The organism is Dermatobacter hominis (assembly GCF_020715685.1).
Lineage (GTDB): Bacteria > Actinomycetota > Acidimicrobiia > Acidimicrobiales > Microtrichaceae > Dermatobacter > Dermatobacter hominis.
Genome location: NZ_CP085840.1, coordinates 1,207,516 through 1,224,168 on the forward strand (window position 1 = coordinate 1,207,516; position 16,653 = coordinate 1,224,168).

13 protein-coding genes are annotated in these 16,653 nt (G+C 75.5%); 6 read left to right on the plus strand and 7 right to left on the minus strand.

The window, feature by feature from the left end; genetic code table 11:
- Positions 1-427 precede the first annotated feature (427 nt).
- Positions 428-3,832: an ATP-binding protein gene (locus tag LH044_RS05615; protein WP_227758818.1), complete on the plus strand. Its 3,405-nt coding sequence runs from the start codon at positions 428-430 to the stop codon at positions 3,830-3,832.
- 68 nt (positions 3,833-3,900) lie between these two features.
- Positions 3,901-5,169, plus strand: a complete 1,269-nt coding sequence (locus LH044_RS05620) for a cytochrome P450 (protein WP_227758819.1) — start codon at positions 3,901-3,903, stop codon at positions 5,167-5,169.
- Positions 5,170-5,301: 132 nt separating this feature from the next.
- On the opposite strand, the gene LH044_RS05625 is transcribed toward LH044_RS05620, so the two are convergent.
- The 3 genes from LH044_RS05625 to LH044_RS05635 form a co-directional block, all read right to left on the minus strand.
- Positions 5,302-6,069: a M15 family metallopeptidase gene (locus LH044_RS05625; RefSeq protein ID WP_227758820.1), complete on the minus strand. Its 768-nt coding sequence runs from the start codon at positions 6,067-6,069 to the stop codon at positions 5,302-5,304.
- Positions 6,070-6,082: 13 nt separating this feature from the next.
- The gene (locus tag LH044_RS05630) at positions 6,083-8,110 is read right to left on the minus strand and encodes a hypothetical protein (protein WP_227758821.1); all 2,028 of its coding nucleotides are present in this window, start codon (positions 8,108-8,110) and stop codon (positions 6,083-6,085) included.
- 85 nt (positions 8,111-8,195) lie between these two features.
- The gene (locus LH044_RS05635) at positions 8,196-9,206 is read right to left on the minus strand and encodes an NAD(P)H-dependent glycerol-3-phosphate dehydrogenase (RefSeq protein WP_227758822.1); all 1,011 of its coding nucleotides are present in this window, start codon (positions 9,204-9,206) and stop codon (positions 8,196-8,198) included.
- Positions 9,207-9,247: 41 nt separating this feature from the next.
- Here LH044_RS05635 and cofC point away from each other — a divergent pair, with 41 nt between their 5' ends.
- Both cofC and LH044_RS05645 read left to right on the plus strand, forming a co-directional pair.
- Positions 9,248-9,892 (plus strand): 2-phospho-L-lactate guanylyltransferase, encoded by a 645-nt coding sequence (gene cofC / locus LH044_RS05640; RefSeq protein ID WP_227758823.1) that lies wholly within the window; start codon positions 9,248-9,250, stop codon positions 9,890-9,892.
- Positions 9,889-10,665, plus strand: coding sequence for a PIG-L deacetylase family protein (locus LH044_RS05645; protein WP_227758824.1), 777 nt, complete (start codon positions 9,889-9,891; stop codon positions 10,663-10,665). Before cofC ends, LH044_RS05645 begins: the two co-directional genes overlap by 4 nt.
- Positions 10,666-10,750: 85 nt before the next feature.
- Here LH044_RS05645 and LH044_RS05650 read toward each other — a convergent pair whose 3' ends face one another.
- The 4 genes from LH044_RS05650 to LH044_RS05665 all read right to left on the minus strand — a co-directional run bounded on the left by LH044_RS05650 (position 10,751) and on the right by LH044_RS05665 (position 14,772).
- The gene (locus LH044_RS05650; RefSeq protein WP_227758825.1) at positions 10,751-11,548 is read right to left on the minus strand and encodes a TIGR03084 family metal-binding protein; all 798 of its coding nucleotides are present in this window, start codon (positions 11,546-11,548) and stop codon (positions 10,751-10,753) included.
- A 22-nt stretch (positions 11,549-11,570) separates the two neighbouring features.
- On the minus strand, positions 11,571-12,440 hold the full coding sequence (locus LH044_RS05655) for a hypothetical protein (RefSeq protein WP_227758826.1): 870 nt from the start codon (positions 12,438-12,440) through the stop codon (positions 11,571-11,573).
- A gap of 40 nt (positions 12,441-12,480) precedes the next feature.
- Positions 12,481-14,232 carry a methionine--tRNA ligase gene (gene metG / locus LH044_RS05660; RefSeq protein WP_227758827.1) on the minus strand — a complete coding sequence of 584 codons (1,752 nt, stop codon included), beginning with the start codon at positions 14,230-14,232 and terminating at the stop codon, positions 12,481-12,483.
- A 72-nt stretch (positions 14,233-14,304) separates the two neighbouring features.
- Positions 14,305-14,772 carry an HIT family protein gene (locus LH044_RS05665; protein ID WP_374210551.1) on the minus strand — a complete coding sequence of 156 codons (468 nt, stop codon included), beginning with the start codon at positions 14,770-14,772 and terminating at the stop codon, positions 14,305-14,307.
- Between the two features lie 91 nt (positions 14,773-14,863).
- On the opposite strand from LH044_RS05665, the gene LH044_RS05670 reads away from it, so the two are divergent.
- Positions 14,864-15,517: a 3'-5' exonuclease gene (locus tag LH044_RS05670; RefSeq protein ID WP_227758829.1), complete on the plus strand. Its 654-nt coding sequence runs from the start codon at positions 14,864-14,866 to the stop codon at positions 15,515-15,517.
- A gap of 116 nt (positions 15,518-15,633) precedes the next feature.
- Positions 15,634-16,599: a hypothetical protein gene (locus LH044_RS05675; RefSeq protein WP_227758830.1), complete on the plus strand. Its 966-nt coding sequence runs from the start codon at positions 15,634-15,636 to the stop codon at positions 16,597-16,599.
- Positions 16,600-16,653: the final 54 nt, after the last annotated feature.

Consider the following 16,653-nt stretch of genomic DNA (forward strand, 5'->3'; position numbering starts at 1 on the left):
GCATCGCCGTCCCGGCAGGCGGGACGGGCGGATCGGACCCGGCCGGGGCTGGGCGCTCCGGACGGGCCCGATCAGAGCCGTCACGAGACCCCGGCCGACCGCTCTCCCGGGGGCGACGGGTCACGGTCCAGTTGCGGGGTGGGGTCCGGCGGAGCCGCGGTGGGCGTTCGTTCTCCCGGATCAGGAAACCGCCACAGGTCGGGGACCTGTGCCTCTCCCGCTCCCGGTCCGGCGGACGGGTGCCCACCACGGCACCGCATCTGGCGACCGAGCCCTCGTGCAGCTCCACCGCCGTCACCATGACTCTGATGTCCGGGTGTCAACAGCGGGTCAACGGGACCCTGGACACCGGGTCGCCACGGGACCACGATCAGGGGCGGGAACGTCGGCGCCGCCCTCCCGTGGCACCGGCGAGGAAGGGAGGGCCGTGTCGACATCGGCCGAGGACGTCCGACTGCTGGGCGCCGGGGCGGAGCGCGCGTCGCTCCTGCTCCTGGGCCCGGTCGCGCTGCGGGTGGGGACGCGCGCGCTCCCGCTGGGCGGCCCCGTGCAGCGCGCGGTGCTGACCGACCTCGTGCTGCACACCGGCCGACCGCTCGAGGTGGACCGGCTGCTGACGGACGTGTGGGGACCCGAGGCTGGGGACCGGGCGCACCGGTCGCTCGCCACGTTGGTGTCGCGCCTGCGGCGCGTGCTCGAACCGCTCGGCACGACGATCGACCACGTCCACGGCTCCTACGTGCTGCACCGCCCGCCGGCGACCGATGTCGACCGCTTCGCCGAGCTGGTGCTGCAGGCCAGGGCCCAGCACGAGGCCGGTGAGGGCGGACCGGCCGGCGCGGCGCTGGCGGTCGCCACCCTCGACGACGCGCTCACGCTGTGGCGAGGCGCGCCGTTCGCCGACCTCGACGCGCCGTTCGCCGAGGAGCGCCGGACGACGCTCGTGGAGTCGCGGTGGGCGGCCGAGGACCTGCGGGCCGACCTGCTCGTCGAGGCGGGCGACCTCCACCGCGCCATCGCCGCGCTCGAGGCCATGACCACCGAGACCCCGTACTGCGAGGTGCGGTGGGCCCGCCTCATCGACGTGCTGCACCTGAGCGGCCGGCGCCGGGACGCGCTCCACGCCTTCCGCCGCGTCGACCGGCTGCTGCGCGACGAGCTCGGCATCGATCCCGGTCCGGAGCTGCGGGCGGCCGAGCTCCAGGTCCTCGACGACGTGGGGAGCGGTGCCGGCCGCCGCTCGACCGACGTCGGCGTCGCGGTGCTCGGCCGCAAGGACCAGCTGCGCCTCCTCGGCGATGCGGTGGCCCGGGCCCGCGGGCGGGCGACCGCCGTGCTCGTCGTCGGTGCCGCGGGGATCGGCAAGACCACGCTGGTGCGCCGCACGGCGGCCGCGGCGTCGTCCCACCAGCGCGTCGTCGTGGGATCGTGCATGCCGGGGTCCGCGTCGGTGTCGGCGACGCTGGTCGCACCGATCGCCGCTGCGATCCACGCCGACGGCCTGGCCCGCCTCGGCGCGGCGGGGGCGGACCTCCACCGCCTCGTGACCCCCGGCCTCGGCTTCGATCCCGACCTGCTCGGGCTCATCGAGCATCGCGTCGTGACCGCCATCCACGCCGCCGTCGAGGCGCTCCTCGACGAGGGACCGCTGCTCGTCGTCGTCGAGGACGTGCACTGGGCCGACCGGCTGACCCGGCGGGCCCTCGACGACCTCCTCAGCAACTTCGGTGACCGACCGCTGTCGGTCGTGGTGTCGAGTCGACCCGAGGCGACCCTCCAGGACGACTGGCTGCGCTCGGTGCTCGACCACCCCCGCGTCGAGGTCGTCGAGGTCGACCGGCTCGGCGACGCCGAGATGCACCAGCTGGTCGCCACCCACGGCGTGCCGGCCGAGTGGGTCGACGACGTGGTCGCCGCCGCCGGCGGCGTCCCGATCGTCGGCGTCGAGCTCTCGATGCTCGTGTGCGAGCGCGGCACGTCGCTCGGCGACGAGGTGCCCGACCGGCTGCGGCGCGTGTTCGACCTCCGCTTCGGGCCGCTCCCCGACCACGTCGGGCGGCTCGTCCGCATGGCCGCGCTCGACGGCGCCGCGGCCCGGCTCCCGGTGGTCGCCGCCGCGCTGGAGCTCGACCCGATCGCGGCCGGCGAGCAGGTCGACGTCGCGGTCGGGTCCGGCGCGCTGGTGCTCGGCGTCGACGGGACGCTGTCGTTCCCGCACGAGCTGATCCGCAGCTACTTCGTCGGCCAGATGGGCGTCAGCGCCGTGACCGCGGGCCGGCTGGCGCTCGTGCGCGCCCACGCCGAGTTCGGCGAGGCGGTCGCCGCGGCCCGCCACGCCGAGCACGTCGGCGACCAGCTCGAACCGGTCGAGCAGTTCGAGCTGCTCGTCGACGGGACGCGAGCCGCGCTCGACTCCGGCGCCGCCGACGACGCGACCCGGTGGGCGGGCACGGCGCTGGGGATCCACGCCCGGCTCGAGGTCGCGCCCGCCGCGCCGGCGCAGGCGCTCGGCTCGGCGCTCGTGTCGCTCGGGCGCCTCCCCGACGGCCGGAGGGTCCTGATCGACGCCTGCCGCGGCGCCGCCGACGAGGGCCGTTGGGACGTGGTCACCGACGCCCTCGACGGCGTGGCCCGGACGGGCCAGCCGCAGCAGGGGCCCGACCTCGAGGTGTTCGAGGACCTGATCGGTCGTGGGCTGTCGGCGCTCGAGGGCGACGACGTCCGCACCGGCCGGCTCGCCTCGCTCGCCTTCCACCTCTACTCGACCCGCGACCCGCGGCTCGCCGCGGCGCACCTCGCCGTCGTCGAGGAGATCGGCACCCGCGAGCCGTCGATGGACGCGATCGTCGAGGTCTGCCGCTACCGCTTCGAGGTCGAGCACGGACCCGAGCCGGCGGGGTGCGTCCGGCGGGGTCCGCGGCTGGTCCGCCGCATGGAGGAGCGCGGCGATGCGGTGGGAGCGGCGATCGCGCGCCTGCTGCTGCTCGCCGCCCGGCTCCGCGCCGGCTACCCCGTCACCGGCGACGACCTCGACGCCGTCCGCGCCGACGGCGACCTGCTCGGCCGGCCCGACATGGCCCTCGTCGCCGACCTGGTCGGATCGCTCTGCGCCACGTGGAACGAGCCCGCGCACCGGGCCGACTCGGTGGTCGAAGAGGCGGTCGGGCGGGCGATGGCGACCGGTGACCCCGTCCACCTGGTCACCGGCGTCGCGCACACCTTCTCGCTCCGCCGCGAGCAGCAACGGGCCGCCGAGTTGCTGCCGGCGCTGCAGGCGCTGTCGTCCACCTACGACCACCCCTCCCTCGACTGCTTCACCGGGATGTGCCACGTCGAGCAGGGCGACCTCGACGCGGCGCGGTCGTGCCTCGAGTCGACCTGGGACGGGCTGGCCGAGCTCGACGACGAGATCTGGACCTTCGCGCCGCTCGTCGCCCACGCCGTCGACCTGTCGTGGTCGGTCGGTTCGGGCGTGCCCGCGGCGCTGGCCGAACGGGTCGACCGGGCGCTCGGCGCGCACGCCTCGACGATGCTGCTGTTCGCGTCGGTCGTGATGCACCTCGGGCCGACCGACCGCCACCGCGCCCGGGTGGCGCTGATGGCCGGCGACGTCGACCAGGCCGTCCGGCTGCTGCGAGCCGCCGGCACGCTCGCCCGCCGCGCCGGGCTCGAGCTGTGGGCCCGCTGGTGCGACGTCGACCTCGCGGACGCGCTCGGCCGCACCGGCGACCCCGGCGCCGCGGCCGAGGCGGAGGGCCTGCTCGCGGGTGCGCGCCGCGCCGCGCAGCGGGGCGGCTGGCCGCGGCTCGGGCGGGCTGCCACGCCGGGCTGACGACGCCTCGGGACGGCGGCGGTCCCGACGGCGAGCGGCGGCACGGGACCCGGGTGCAGACTGTGCCCATGTCGACCGATGTGGTCCCGCTGACCGACCAGGAGGCCGACGGGCTCCTGGCCTCGACCGTGCTGACCGACGAGGGTCGCCAGGACCCCTACGCGGCGTACGCGCGCCTGCGGGCCGGCGGCGGCCGGTGGAGCACGTCGTTCGGCGACATGGGGCTCGCCGGCTACCACGACTGCCTCGAGGTCCTGCGCCACCCGCGCATGGGCCGCCCCGAGGCCGACATGGACCTGCCGGTCACGTTGAGCGGCCGGGCGCGCGAGGTCGACGAGGACCGCAGCGCCAGCATGCTGTTCCTGAACCCGCCGGACCACACCCGCATCCGCGGGCTGGTCAGCCGGGCGTTCACGCCGAAGCGCGTCGAGGAGCTGCGCCCGCAGATCGAGGAGCTGTTGACGCCGGTGCTCGACCGGGTCGCCGACGCCGGCGGCGGCGACGTGATGGCCGAGCTCGCGATCCCGTTCCCCGTCGCCGTCATCAGCGAGCTCCTCGGCGTGCCCCGGGAGGGCAACGAGCACATCCGGCCGCTCGTGCGCGACGTCACCGCCTTCATCGACGCCGCCGCGGACGACGAGGCGCTCGATCGCGCCGCCCAGGCCGGGATCGAGCTCATCGACTACTTCAACGGGATGATCGAGGAGAAGCGGGCGAACCCCGACGACCGGCTCCTCAGCGCGCTGATCCAGGTCGAGGAGGCCGGTGACCGCCTGTCGCACCAGGAGCTGCTGAGCAACACGCTGCTGCTCTACGCCGCGGGGTTCGAGACGACGTCGAACCTGATCGGCAACGGCTTGCGGCTGCTGCTCGCCAACCCCGACGAGATGGCCCGCCTGCGGGCCGACCGGTCGCTCCTGCCGTCGGCGATGTGGGAGATCCTCCGCGCCGACTCACCCGTGCAGCTGAACAACCGCGTGGCGCTCGAGGAGATCGAGCTGTTCGGCGAGGTCCGGCCCCGGGGCGCCTCGTTCATCGTCCTTCAGGGCTCGGGCAACCACGACGAGCGGGTCTACCCGGACCCCGGTCGCTTCGACGTCGGCCGGTTCCACGAGGGCGACGCGCCGCCGCCCCTGAGCTTCGGTTGGGGCGCCCACCACTGCCTCGGCGCCCACCTCGCCCGGGCCGAGGGCGAGATCGCGTTCGGCGCGCTGCTCGACTCGTTCGCCGACGTGCAGCTCGACACGGCCGCGCTGACCGACGGCCGGCTGCACTACCGGCCGAGCTTCACGCTGCGCGGGCTCGACGCACTCCCGGTCACCGTCACCGCCGCCTGACCGCTCGGCGCCCCGCCACCGCCACCGCCACCCCACTGCAAACCGCGTTTGGCGGCGCGATCCGTCGTCTGACGACCGTTCCCGCCGCCAAAGCCGCGCTGGATGTGGGCGCGGCCGCCCGACCGGATCCGGTCAGCGGCCGTTCGAGGACACGTGCTGGTAGTCCTTGAGCGACGACCAGTCGCCACCCCAGCCCCAGCCGACGAACCGCACGGTCCGCCACACGACGTCGCCGGGCACGATCATGCCGGGACGCACGGCGCGGCGGTCGAGGTAGGCCCGACCGGCGGCCGGGAGCACGGTCGACCCGGTGACGTACGGGTTCTGCACGGGGTTGATGTCGATCGCCCGGCCGAACGCGTGGACCGACCAGCCGGTCCCGCCGGTCACGGCGCGGCAGTTGAACGCCGAGGTGTTGTTCGCCGCGATCGACGCGTCGTCGCTGCCGCCGTAGTCGTCGATCAGCTGCATCCGCTCCAGCGGGAACCGCTCCTCCCACATGCCCTTGAGCAGGGCGACGGTGACCTGGACGGCATCGGCGTGGACGACGATCTCGCCCATGTGCTCGCCGCCGTCGAATCCCATGTAGGTCGCCCGGATGTAGCGGAGGTCGCGGAGCGGGACCGGGCAGCCCGGCCGCCACGACGACGGCGTCATCCGGGCGGCGAGGTCGGCGTCGATCGGGAAGACGCCGGCCCAGAAGCGGTTCTTGCGGGCGACCTCGGCCCAGTAGTCGGTGGCGGCGCGGGCCATCGCCGACAGCTGCGGCTCCTGCAGCGGCGGGTTGCCGCGCCCGACCCACCAGCGCTGGAACTGCTCGGGCGTGCAACCGCCGAGCAGCGCCAGCGCGCAGGCCATGGCGACGACGAGCACGACGGGGCGCATGCGCTTCGACCTCATCGGACCGCCTCTCTCATCCGAAGGACTCCCCTTCCCCGGGCAGCCCGCCGCCAGCACCGCCGGAGTCGGCGGCACCGCCCGGACCACCGCCGGCACCGGGCGCGTGATCGTGACCGTGCTCCTGGTCGTGGGCCGGTTCGTCGGCGTGAGCGGCCAGGACCCCGGCGGGCTCGGCGAGCAGCGCCTCACCCACCCGGCCGCTGCCCCGCCACGCCGGGTCGGGGCCGGGCGCGGTCACGGTCACGTCCTCGCCGTCGGCGGGCTCGATCTCCCACAAGACGGCCGGGCGGGCGCCGTGCCAGCGCACGGCGAACGACGTCGCACCCCACGGGGTGCGCACCGCGTGCGCCTCGACCGGCTGGCCGGCCCAGCCCGGGTCGAACGAGGGCAGCAGCGCCGGGCCCGATCCACCGGCGGTCACGAGCACGTCGAGCAGCGCGTTGGTCCGGGCGGCCAGCTCGGCGACGTCGAAGCCGAGCACGCCGATCGGGACGCTCGGGCCGTCCTCGGTGCGGCGCGACTCGGCGTCGGAGCGCCCGCGGCCGACGGCGCCCGCCCAGCACGCCCGCACGGCGGCGACGGCGTCGCCGCCGGCACGCCCGAGCACGAGCGCCCGGGCCGACAGCGCCACCTCGAGCGGCGACCGCACGCCGACCGTCGTCTCGTCGACGCGACGGACGCGCGAAGGCTGGTCGTCGGGCGCCAGCTGCGCCGCGACCGCGAGCGCGTCCTCGGCCACCTCGGGCTGGCCGACGCCGACGAGCGCCGGCGCGATCGAGCGCAGTGCCCGGACGGCCGAACCGGTGAGGCCCTCGTGCCCGCCGTCGGCGAGGGCCTTGCCCTTGCGGAGCCGGCGGACGGCGACCGCGGCGGGGGCGACCAGCTCCTCGGCCGCCGGGCCCTCGGGATCGGTGGTCTCGGCCAGCACGCCGGCGATCGCGTGGAGGAGCGCGACCGTGCCGTCGGTGCGGTCGCCGAGCCGCACGTCGCCGCCGAGCCGCTGGGCGTCGGCCAGGCCGCGGGCGACCGGCACCAGGGCGTCGCTCGCCCCGAGCCTGGCCATCGCCTCGGTGACCTCGGCGGTGCGGACCGCGGCGCACGGACCGAACGGCGCGACCCGGCGGCGGTCGAGGGCGGCGCCGACCTCGTCGGGACCCGCCAGCCGCAGCAGCGCACCGGCCCAGGCGACGGCGTCGTCCCACGCGTCCTCGGGGACGACGATGCGCAGCTCGTCTCCGCCGTGGACCGACCACCCCTTGGCCACGGCCTCGGCGTCGGGCGCCTCCCAGGGCCCGGTCGGGACGGGGGCGTCGCGCCGGTCCGCCGTCGTCACGGGGAGCAGCACGCGAGCGATCGCGGTGTGCGTGAGCGGCAGCACGACCGCGGCTTCGAGGTCGCCGCCGGACCGCTCGGCCTGCAGCGGCCCGGACGAGTCGTCGCCCGCGGCGAGCCTCGGGGCGGCCTGGTCGAGCGCGCCGGCGACGACCCGGGCCGGCTCGCGGGCCAGGAGCAGGCGGGCGCCGTCGACCTCGACGGTCGGGCCCTCGGAGCGCACCGAGCGCAGGTGGCCCTCGCCGTCGAGCGACAGCGGGCGGAGCACGACCGCCAGCGCGACCGGCACGGCGGTGCGGTTCTCGACCTCGACGACCACGGCGGGGCCGCGCCAGTCGCCGGCGTGGGCCTGCACGCCGTAGGCGCGGGCCACGACGTCGCCGCCGGGCACCCGGAGCGCCGTCTCGACGACCGGGGCGTCGCCGACCGTGCGCTGGCGGACCGACGCCTCGCGGGACGGGTGGTGCCAGCGGTCCTCGGCACCGACCCACCAGTCGAGCGACCAGCGGCTGCCGAGCAGCTGGACCGACCCGGCCTCGTCGACGTGGGCCAGCACACCCGAGTCGAGGGTGCCGAGCGGCGTCCACGCCCGCTCCGGCTCCTCGGCGCCCCGCACGGCGGCCCGGTGCAGCGCCCGCGGCCGCACCGGCTGGTCGGCGGCGGGGGCCGGCGGGTCGGAGGTCGGATCGGTCGGGTCGGGCTCGGTCATGGTGACCCGAACGTTACGCGGCCGACCCCGCCGACCCCGCAGCGGCCCCGGCGCACGGGACGGCGCCGGCCGGACGGATGGCGTGTCAGTAGGCGAGGCTGTGGTGCTCGACGCCGCCGGCCTGGCCCCGGATGAGGCCCCGGTAGGCGTCCTGGGCGGTGGCGCCCTCGTGGCAGACGGCGTGGACCTCGGCGCAGATCGGCAGCTCGACGCCGTACTCCGACGACAGCTCCATGACCACCTTCGAGGTCTTCACGCCCTCGGCGACCATGTTCATGTCGGCGATGACCTCCTCGATCGTGTGGCCGCGCCCGAGCTGCTCCCCCACGTACCGGTTCCGGCTCTGGCTCGACATGCACGTGGCGATGAGGTCGCCCATGCCCGCGAGCCCCGAGAAGGTGGCGAACTGCCCGCCCATCGCCTCGCCCAGTCGGGACAGCTCGGCGAGGCCGCGGGTGATCACGGCCGCCTTGGTGTTGTCGCCCGCGCCGAGGCCGTCGGCCATGCCCGCGGCGATGGCGATCACGTTCTTGAGCGCGCCGGCCACCTCGCAGCCGACGACGTCGGGGTTCACGTACACCCGGAACAGGTTCTGGTGGAAGATCCGCTGGAGCTGGTTGGCGACGATGAGGTCGGGCGTCGCGATCACCGCCGCGGCGGCGTCGCCGACGAGGATCTCCTTGGCCAGGTTGGGGCCGGTGAGCACGGCGGCGGGGTGGCCCGGCAGGACCTCGTTGATCACCTGCGTCATGCGCAGCCGGGTGCCCTGCTCGAGGCCCTTGGTCAGCGACAGGACCGGCACCCAGGCCCGCACGTGCTGGGCGCAGCGCTCCAGCGCCGAGCGGAACCCCTGCGAGGGCACGCCCATCACCAGGACGTCGGCGCGCTCGACGGCATCGGCGAGGTCGGCGGTGGCGCGGAGCTCGGGGTGCAGGTGGAACCCGGGCAGGTAGCGCTCGTTGGTGTGCTTCGAGTTGATCTCGTCGGCGAGCTCGTCGCGCCGCGCCCACAGCACGGTGGGGACCTGCTGCGACGCCAGGTGCGCCACCGTCGTCCCCCACGAACCACCACCGACGACGGCCACGCGGATCCGCATGGCCGCCAACCTATTCGGTGGACCCGTCGTACGCTGCGCCGATGGCCGGGACCTCCGACGACCCCACGACGGGCGAGCCGCGTCTGCCGTCGGAGCGTGCCGTCGTGCTCGTGCCGGTGAAGTCGTTCGCGGCCGCGAAGGGCCGGCTCGCCGGGGTGCTCGACGCCCCGACCCGCGCCGCGCTGGCGCGCTCGATGGCCGAGGTGGTGGTGGCGGCCGCAGCGCCGCTGCCGGTCGTGGTCGTGTGCGACGACCGCGACGTCGCGTCGTGGGCGCAGGCCGTCGGCGCGACCGTGCTGTGGACCGAGGGGCTCGGGCTCAACGGCGCGGTCGACGAGGGGGTCCGCCGGCTGGCCGGCGCGGGTGTGCGTCGGGTCGTGGTCGCGCACGCCGACCTGCCGTTCGCCACCGGGTTGTCGGCGCTGGCCGACGTCGACGGCGACGCCGTGGCGCTCGTCCCCGACCGCCGCCACGACGGCACGAACGTCGCGTCGGTGCCGACCGGTCGCGGCTTCGGCTTCCGCTACGGAGCGGGCTCGCTGGCCGCTCACCGCGCCGAGGCCGAGCGCCTCGGCCTGCCGGTGCGGGTCGTCGAGTCCGAGGTGCTCGGCTGGGACGTCGACGAGCCCGACGACCTCCGCCCGCCCGAGCACCTCGGCCGCGTGCCCCTGGGCGGCACGGCGTGAGCGACGACGTCGACCCGCTCGCGCCGGGCGGACCCACGACAGTCGACCTCGCGGTGCCGGAGCGCGCCCTCGTGATCGTCGCCCACCCCGACGACGCCGAGTTCCAGGCCGGCGCCACGATGGCGAAGTGGGCCCGCCAGGGGTGCGAGGTCCGCCACCTCGTCCTCACCGACGGCGCCAAGGGCACGTGGGACCCCGACAAGGACCCGGCCGAGCTGGTCGAGGAGCGACAGGTCGAGCAGCGGGCCGCGGCCGCGGCGCTCGGCGCGGGCGAGCCGGTGTTCCTCGACTGGGTCGACGGCGAGCTGCCGACCTCCAGCGAGGCCCGCGGGCAGGTCGCCGCGGTCATCCGGCGGCTGCGTCCGGAGGTGGTGATCGGCCACGACCCGTGGAAGCGCTACCGGCTCCACCCAGACCACGCGGCCGCCGGCCGGCTCTGCGTCGAGGGGATCGTCGCCGCCCGCGACCCGGGCTTCCACCGCGAGCAGCTCGACGAGGGCCTCGAACCGCACCGCCCCGACGCGCTGCTGCTCTTCGAGCCCGACGTCGCCAACCACGCCGAGGCCGCCGCCGAGGAGGACCACGCCACGCGCCTGCGGGCGCTCGAGGCCTTCGCGAGCCAGATCGCGACCACGCACCTCTACAAGGTCGCCGACGGCGTCGACCCGATGGAGGCGTGGCGCGAGCGTGAGCGCCGCCGGCTGGCGGGGCCGGGAGCGTGGGCCGGGGTCGGGCTGGCCGAGCCGTTCCGGCTCATCGTCGACCAGCTCTGACCCCATCTCCCTGCTCTGTCACGGCTGGCGGTACCGAACGGCACCGCCAGCCGTGACAGAGCAGGGGGAACGAGCGGCGGGACGGTCAGGCGAGCGGGGCGCGGCCCGGTCCGGGGCCGCCGGCGAAGGCCTGCGCGATGCCGACCCACTCCTCGGCGGCCGGGCCGACGACCTCGAGCACGACGTCGTCTCGGTGGCGGCGCTGGGTGACGAGCAGGCACAGCTCGACCGCGTCGCCACGGACGGTGTCGGCCGCGCCCTCGGGACCCCAGGACCACACCGTGCCGTCGGGCGCGTCGAGCTCGACGCGCAGCGGGGCGTCGGGCACGGCCATCCCGCGCACCCGGTAGCTGTAGGGCCGGGCCCGCACGCCGAGATCGGCGACGTGGCGGAGCCGAGGCGACACCTCGGGCGGCGCCCCGACGGCGTCGCGCACGTCCTGGCCGTGGGCCCACGTCTCCATGAGCCGGGCGGTCAGGAACGACACCGCGCCCATGTCGGGGCCGAACCACGGGACGCGCTCCCCCGGCCGCAGGCCCGCCGCCGCGACCTCGAGCTCCTCGGCGGCGCGGTGCCACCACTCGCGCGACTCCTCGGGCCCGAGCAGCCGTCCGCGCTCGGTCGCGGCGACGATCGGGTCGTCGCCCCCCGCCAGCGCGAGGTCGAACTGCACGCTGAAGCGCTGCGGGTCGGTGATCGCCATCACGGCGTGCTCGTCGAAGGCGGCGAGGTGCGAGAGCTGGTCGCCGACGTCCCATCCCTCGGCGGGCGTCGGCAGGGACAGCGCCGGGACCTCGAGCGGGTCGACCACCGCGGCGAGCGCCGCCACCTCGTCGAGCAGGTCGCGCCGGAGGTCGTCGAGGAGGTCGGCCGGACCGCTCACGGGACCGAGCGCCGCACTCGGGTCAGTCCCCGCCCTCGGTCACGACCGAGGTCGTGACGCCGGGGTCCGGCGGTGCCTCGGTGCCGGTCCCGCCCTCGGTCTCGTCGGCCGCGCCGCTGTCGATCGTGCTGGGCGTGGAGCTCGGCGTGACCGCGCCGTCGAGCGCGTTGTCGGTGCTCGCGCCGGCCCGGGGGAAGTCCTCGGGGTCGATCCTCGACAGGACGTTGCGGATGACGCCGTTCAGGAACGGGGCCTCGGGCGCCGTCGGGCCGGAGTACAGCACCGAGATCACGACGTCGCCGACCTGGAAGATCGCCCACTCCTGCACGCCGTCGCCCTCCTCGGCGACGTAGCTGCGGGCGACGAAGTCGTTGGCGATGAGCGGCGCCTCGCGGGCGCCCTTGATCGCCACCTTCGTCTGGCCGGCGGGGCCGCTCCGGTAGAACTGGTCGCACTCGTCGAGCGCGTCGCCGACGTCGTTGACGTAGGACTGCGCCGACTGCCACTTGTCCACGTGCAGCGCCTGGGCGATCAGCACCGAGTCGTTGGTCGGGTCCTTGAAGACGGCCGTGTGGACCTCGGACAGCGGCGTCGGCGTGTCGATCTGCTCGCCGCAGAACTCGCTGTTGAAGATGCCGAACGGGCCGAGCGCAGCGTCGCCGGGCTCCCACCCCCTGGGCAGGTCCTCGAGCGTCACGAGCGCCAGGTCGACGTCGACCTGTCCGGCGAGGCGCGTCTGGTCGATGCGGGTCGCCTCGGACTCGTCGTAGCTGATGAACGTGAGCGGGAACGCCGCGGCCAGCCCGATCGCGGCGCCGCTCAGGAGGAGCAGTCCGGCGAGCATCAGCACGCGCACCGACTGGGTCCGCATCCGGCCCAGGAACGATCTCACGGCGCCATCCTTGCGCGTGGACGGCCGCGTGTGGGGTCTCTCACCCCTCGGGGACGGGCGTCGGAGCCGACTCGGCGCCGCCGAAGCGCTGCTCCCACGCGTCGAGCTCCTCGGCGTCCAGCTTGCGGAACAGCAGCGGCGGGGGGACGAGCGTGGCGCCAGGGCGGAGCACCTCGGCGGCCGCGGCGCCGAGCCCGCTGTCGAGGCAGAGCGGGACCTCGACCACGTCGGGGAAGGCGTCGCGCAGCCGATCCGCGGTGGCGGGGACGAACGGGCTCGACGCGACCGAGTGGACGAGCACGAGCCCGAGCGCCGTGCGCAGCGTGCAGGCCGTGCGGTCGCGATCGACCTTGACCGTCTTCCAGGGCTCGCGGTTCTCCAGGTAGACGTTGCCCTCGGCCCAGAGCGCCCTGAGCGCGGCGGCGGCCTTGCGGAACTCGAGCGCGTCGAGGTGCCCGACGTACTCGGTCAGGCGGGCCTCGACCCGGGCTGCGAGCTCGGCCTCCTCGTCGCCGGGCTCGCCGCCCTCGGGCACCTGCTCCCCGAAGTGCCGCACGACCTGGGTCACGGTCCGGTTGACGAAGTTGCCGAACGTGCCGACGAGGTCCTTGTTGATCGCCTCGCCGAACAGCTCCCACGTGAAGCTCGTGTCGTCGGACTCGGGGGCGTTGGCCATGAGGTACCAGCGCCAGTAGTCGGCGGGCAGCAGCTCGAGCGCGTCGGACATGAACACGCCGCGGTGGTCGGTCGTGGAGAACTTGCCGCCGTAGTAGTTCAGCCAGTTGAACGACTTGAGGCGGTCGACGAGCTTCCAGTCCTCGCCGGAGCCGAGGATCGTCGCCGGGAACGACAGCGTGTGGAAGGGCACGTTGTCCTTGCCCATGAACTCGGTGTAGGTGACGTCCGTGGCGCCGCGATCGGTGCGCCACCAGCTGTCGAACAGGGCGCCCGCCTGCTCGGGCGTCGTCCGGTCGTCGGCCCACTCGCGCGTGGCGCCGAGGTAGCCGATCGGCGCGTCGAACCACACGTACCAGACCTTGCCCGCCACCTCGGGGAAGTCGTCGGGGTCGACGGGGATGCCCCAGTCGAGGTCGCGCGTGATGCCCCGGTCCTCGAGGCCCTCGTCGAGCCACTTGTACGCGATCGACCGGGTGAGCTGCGGCCAGTCCTCCTTGGTGTCGATCCAGGCGCGGATGCGCTCCGCCAGCCGCGACTGCAGGAGGAAGACGTGCGAGCTCGAGCGGATCTCGAGGTCGGTCGAGCCCGAGACGGCGCTCCGGGGTTCGATGAGGTCGGTGGGCTCGAGCTGCTTGCCGCAGTTCTCGCACTGGTCGCCCCGGGCCCGGTCGTAGCCGCAGTTCGGGCACGTGCCGACGACGTAGCGGTCGGGCAGGAAGCGCCCGTCGGCCACCGAGTACACCTGCTCGGTCGTCCGGACCTCGGTGAAGCCCTCGGCCTTGAGCCGGCGGGCGAAGTGGTCGGTCAGGCGGTGGTTCTGCGGTCGCGACGTCCGACCGAAGTGGTCGAAGCTCAGCTGGAACCGCTGGCACAGGTCCTTCTGCACCTCGTGCTGCTCGGCGCAGAACTGGGCCACGTCGAGCCCCGCCTCCCGTGCGGCGAGCTCGGCCGGCGTGCCGTGCTCGTCGGTCGCGCAGATGAAGAGGACGTCGTGGCCCGCGGCCCGGAGGTACCGCGCGTGCACGTCCGCCGGGAGCATCGACCCGACGAGGTTCCCGAGGTGCTTGACGCCGTTGATGTACGGCAGGGCGCTGGTGATCAGGTGGCGTGACACGCGTGCTCGGGCTCCGTTCGGGGGACGCTCCAGCCTACCGGCGGCGACCAGCCGCCCCGGGCCGGGTCGCGGTCACGCCCACGCGTCGCGGACGCGCTCGGCCGCCTCGGCCATCTCCGCATCGTCGGCGTACTTGCGCCGCGGCCAGAAGAAGCCCCTGAGCCCGTCCTTCGGGTTCCTCGGGACGACGTGGGTGTGGAGGTGCGGCACCGACTGCGACACGGTGTTGTTCATCGCGACGAACGTCCCGGCCGCGGCCATGCCGGCCTGCACGGCCCGCGACGCCGCCTGCACCCGCTCGAAGTAGGGGCCGACCAGCTCGGCCGGGAGGTCGGGCAGCGTGACGACGTGGGCGCGGGGCACCACCAGCGTGTGGCCCGGGAACAGCGGCGTGCGGTCGAGGAACGCCACGACGACGTCGTCGGCGAACACGACCTGGGCGGGCGCGGTGCCCTCGACGATCTCGCAGAACACGCAGGAGCCGGCACGACCGGCGGCGGGGGCCACGCCGGACCGTACCCCGCCGGCCCGGTCGGCCATTCCGATCCGCGTGCCCGTGAGCACCGCACGTGCGACGCCCGGTGCACCCGCGGTCGTCCCGACTGTCGGTGCCCCTGCGTACGATCGCCACGTGGCCCTGCAGCTCGACCCCGCGTCACCGCCCGCCGCCCCACCGCCCGTCGCCCCACCGGCGGCCGACGTGCCGCTGTACGGACTGGACATCGAGACCGACACGTCGGTCGACGGGCTCGACCCGGCGGTCTCCCCCGTCGTCGCGGTCGCCGTCGCCACCCCCGACGAGGACCACGTCCTGCTGGGCGACGAACCGTCGATCCTCGCCCGCACCGACGAGCTGCTGGCCTCGCTGCCGCCCGGCGTGGTCGTCACCTGGAACGGCGCCGGGTTCGACCTCCCCTTCCTGGCCCGCCGCGCCGCGATCGTGGGCGTGGCCCTCGGGCTCGAGCTCTGGCAGGAACCGCTGATGGCCGCCGAACCCGACGCGTTCCGCGGCCGGTGGCACCACCACGACCACCTCGACGGCTACCGCCTCTACCGGGCCGACGTCGGCCGCAGCCTGGGGCTCCCGTGCGGGCTGAAGCCGCTGGCCCGCCTCGTCGGCCTCCGCCCGGTCGAGGTCGAGCGCAGCCGGCTGCACCTCCTCGCGAGCGACCAGATCCGCGACTACGTGGCGTCCGACGCCCGGATGGCCCGCCAGCTCGTCATGCGGCGCTGGCCGGTCGCCGCAGTCGCCGTCGACGGCTGCCACCGCCCGCTGCCAGACTGATCCGCACGTCGGCGGCCTCGTACCGCCGGCACGGTCGGACCCGCCGCCTCGGGTTCCTCCCGCACCGCAGCGCCGGTGCCCGCTCGGCCGCCCCGGAGGGGCGCCGTGGAGGAACCATGTCGTCCCGATCCCGTCCGTCCCGTCGATCCCGCGCCTCGGCGGCGCGCTCGGCCCGCGCCGCCCACGAGGCCCGGCGCCGCGCCACGGCCCTGCCCGGCGTCGACACCGACCTCACCCCGGAGCGCGTCGACACCGTGCTGGCGCTCCTGGCCGGCCTCCCGCCCGGCACGCTCGTGGCGATCCGGCCCGACGGCCCCGACCACGTGGCGTTCGGCCTGCGCGAGCTCGCACCCGACCCCCGCTGCGGCGGCGCCGGCCTGTTCGGCCTCGACGCGCCCGACGGCAGCGTGGTCGTCGGGCTGTCGTTCGAGGGCGTGTCCGAGCCGTCCGACGCGCCGCCCCGCGCCCCGTCCGATCCGCCGCTCGACGACGTCGACCCCACCCGGGTCGACGTCCTCGTCACCGCCCAGGGCCAGGTGCACTCGCGGATCCACGACCACGTGCAGCCACCGCCCAAGGTCCGCCGGCCGGCCCGGGGCATCGTCGTCGACGCGCTGCACCGGACGCTCGGGCTGCCGGCGCCCGGCGACCCGCCGCCGCTCACCGAGCTCGTCGCCCGCATGTGGCTGCACGAGGTGCTCCGGCGGTGGGACGGCGACGCGGTCCCCACGTGGGCCGACGCGGCCGTCGCCCACCTGGACCCGGGCGGCGACGAGCCCCTGCGCGGCCTGCCGCCGTCGCCCGAGGCGGTGGTGGCGTCCATGCAGCGGCTGGCCGACGAGGCGGCGTGGGACGACCTCCGCCGGGCCGCGGCCATCGGGCGGATGGCCGCGCCCGACCTCGATCCCGACGAGGCGGCCTGGATGGACGCGACCATGTTCGCCCGCTGGATGGTCGACTCGTTCCCCTCGCCGGCCCGGGCGCTCGACCTCCTCCGGCGGGCCGGGGCGCACGATGCGGCCGACCGCATGGAGCAGGTGCTCGACCGGCTCGACCCACCGCCGGTCCCCGACGCGGCATGACGGCCCCCTCCCCCGCCCGCGGGGGTCGGCGCAGGAGGGCCCGCAGTGGTCCGT

Coding starts and splice junctions, on each gene's coding strand:
- LH044_RS05620 (WP_227758819.1), top strand. CDS start 3,901: ATGTCGACCGATGTGGTCCCGCTGACCGACCAGGAGGCCGACGGGCTC.
- LH044_RS05630 (WP_227758821.1), bottom strand. CDS start 8,110: ATGACCGAGCCCGACCCGACCGATCCGACCTCCGACCCGCCGGCCCCC.
- LH044_RS05665 (WP_374210551.1), bottom strand. CDS start 14,772: ATGGCCGACCGGGCCGGCGGGGTACGGTCCGGCGTGGCCCCCGCCGCC.
- cofC (WP_227758823.1), top strand. CDS start 9,248: ATGGCCGGGACCTCCGACGACCCCACGACGGGCGAGCCGCGTCTGCCG.
- LH044_RS05635 (WP_227758822.1), bottom strand. CDS start 9,206: ATGCGGATCCGCGTGGCCGTCGTCGGTGGTGGTTCGTGGGGGACGACG.
- LH044_RS05675 (WP_227758830.1), top strand. CDS start 15,634: ATGTCGTCCCGATCCCGTCCGTCCCGTCGATCCCGCGCCTCGGCGGCG.
- LH044_RS05625 (WP_227758820.1), bottom strand. CDS start 6,069: ATGAGGTCGAAGCGCATGCGCCCCGTCGTGCTCGTCGTCGCCATGGCC.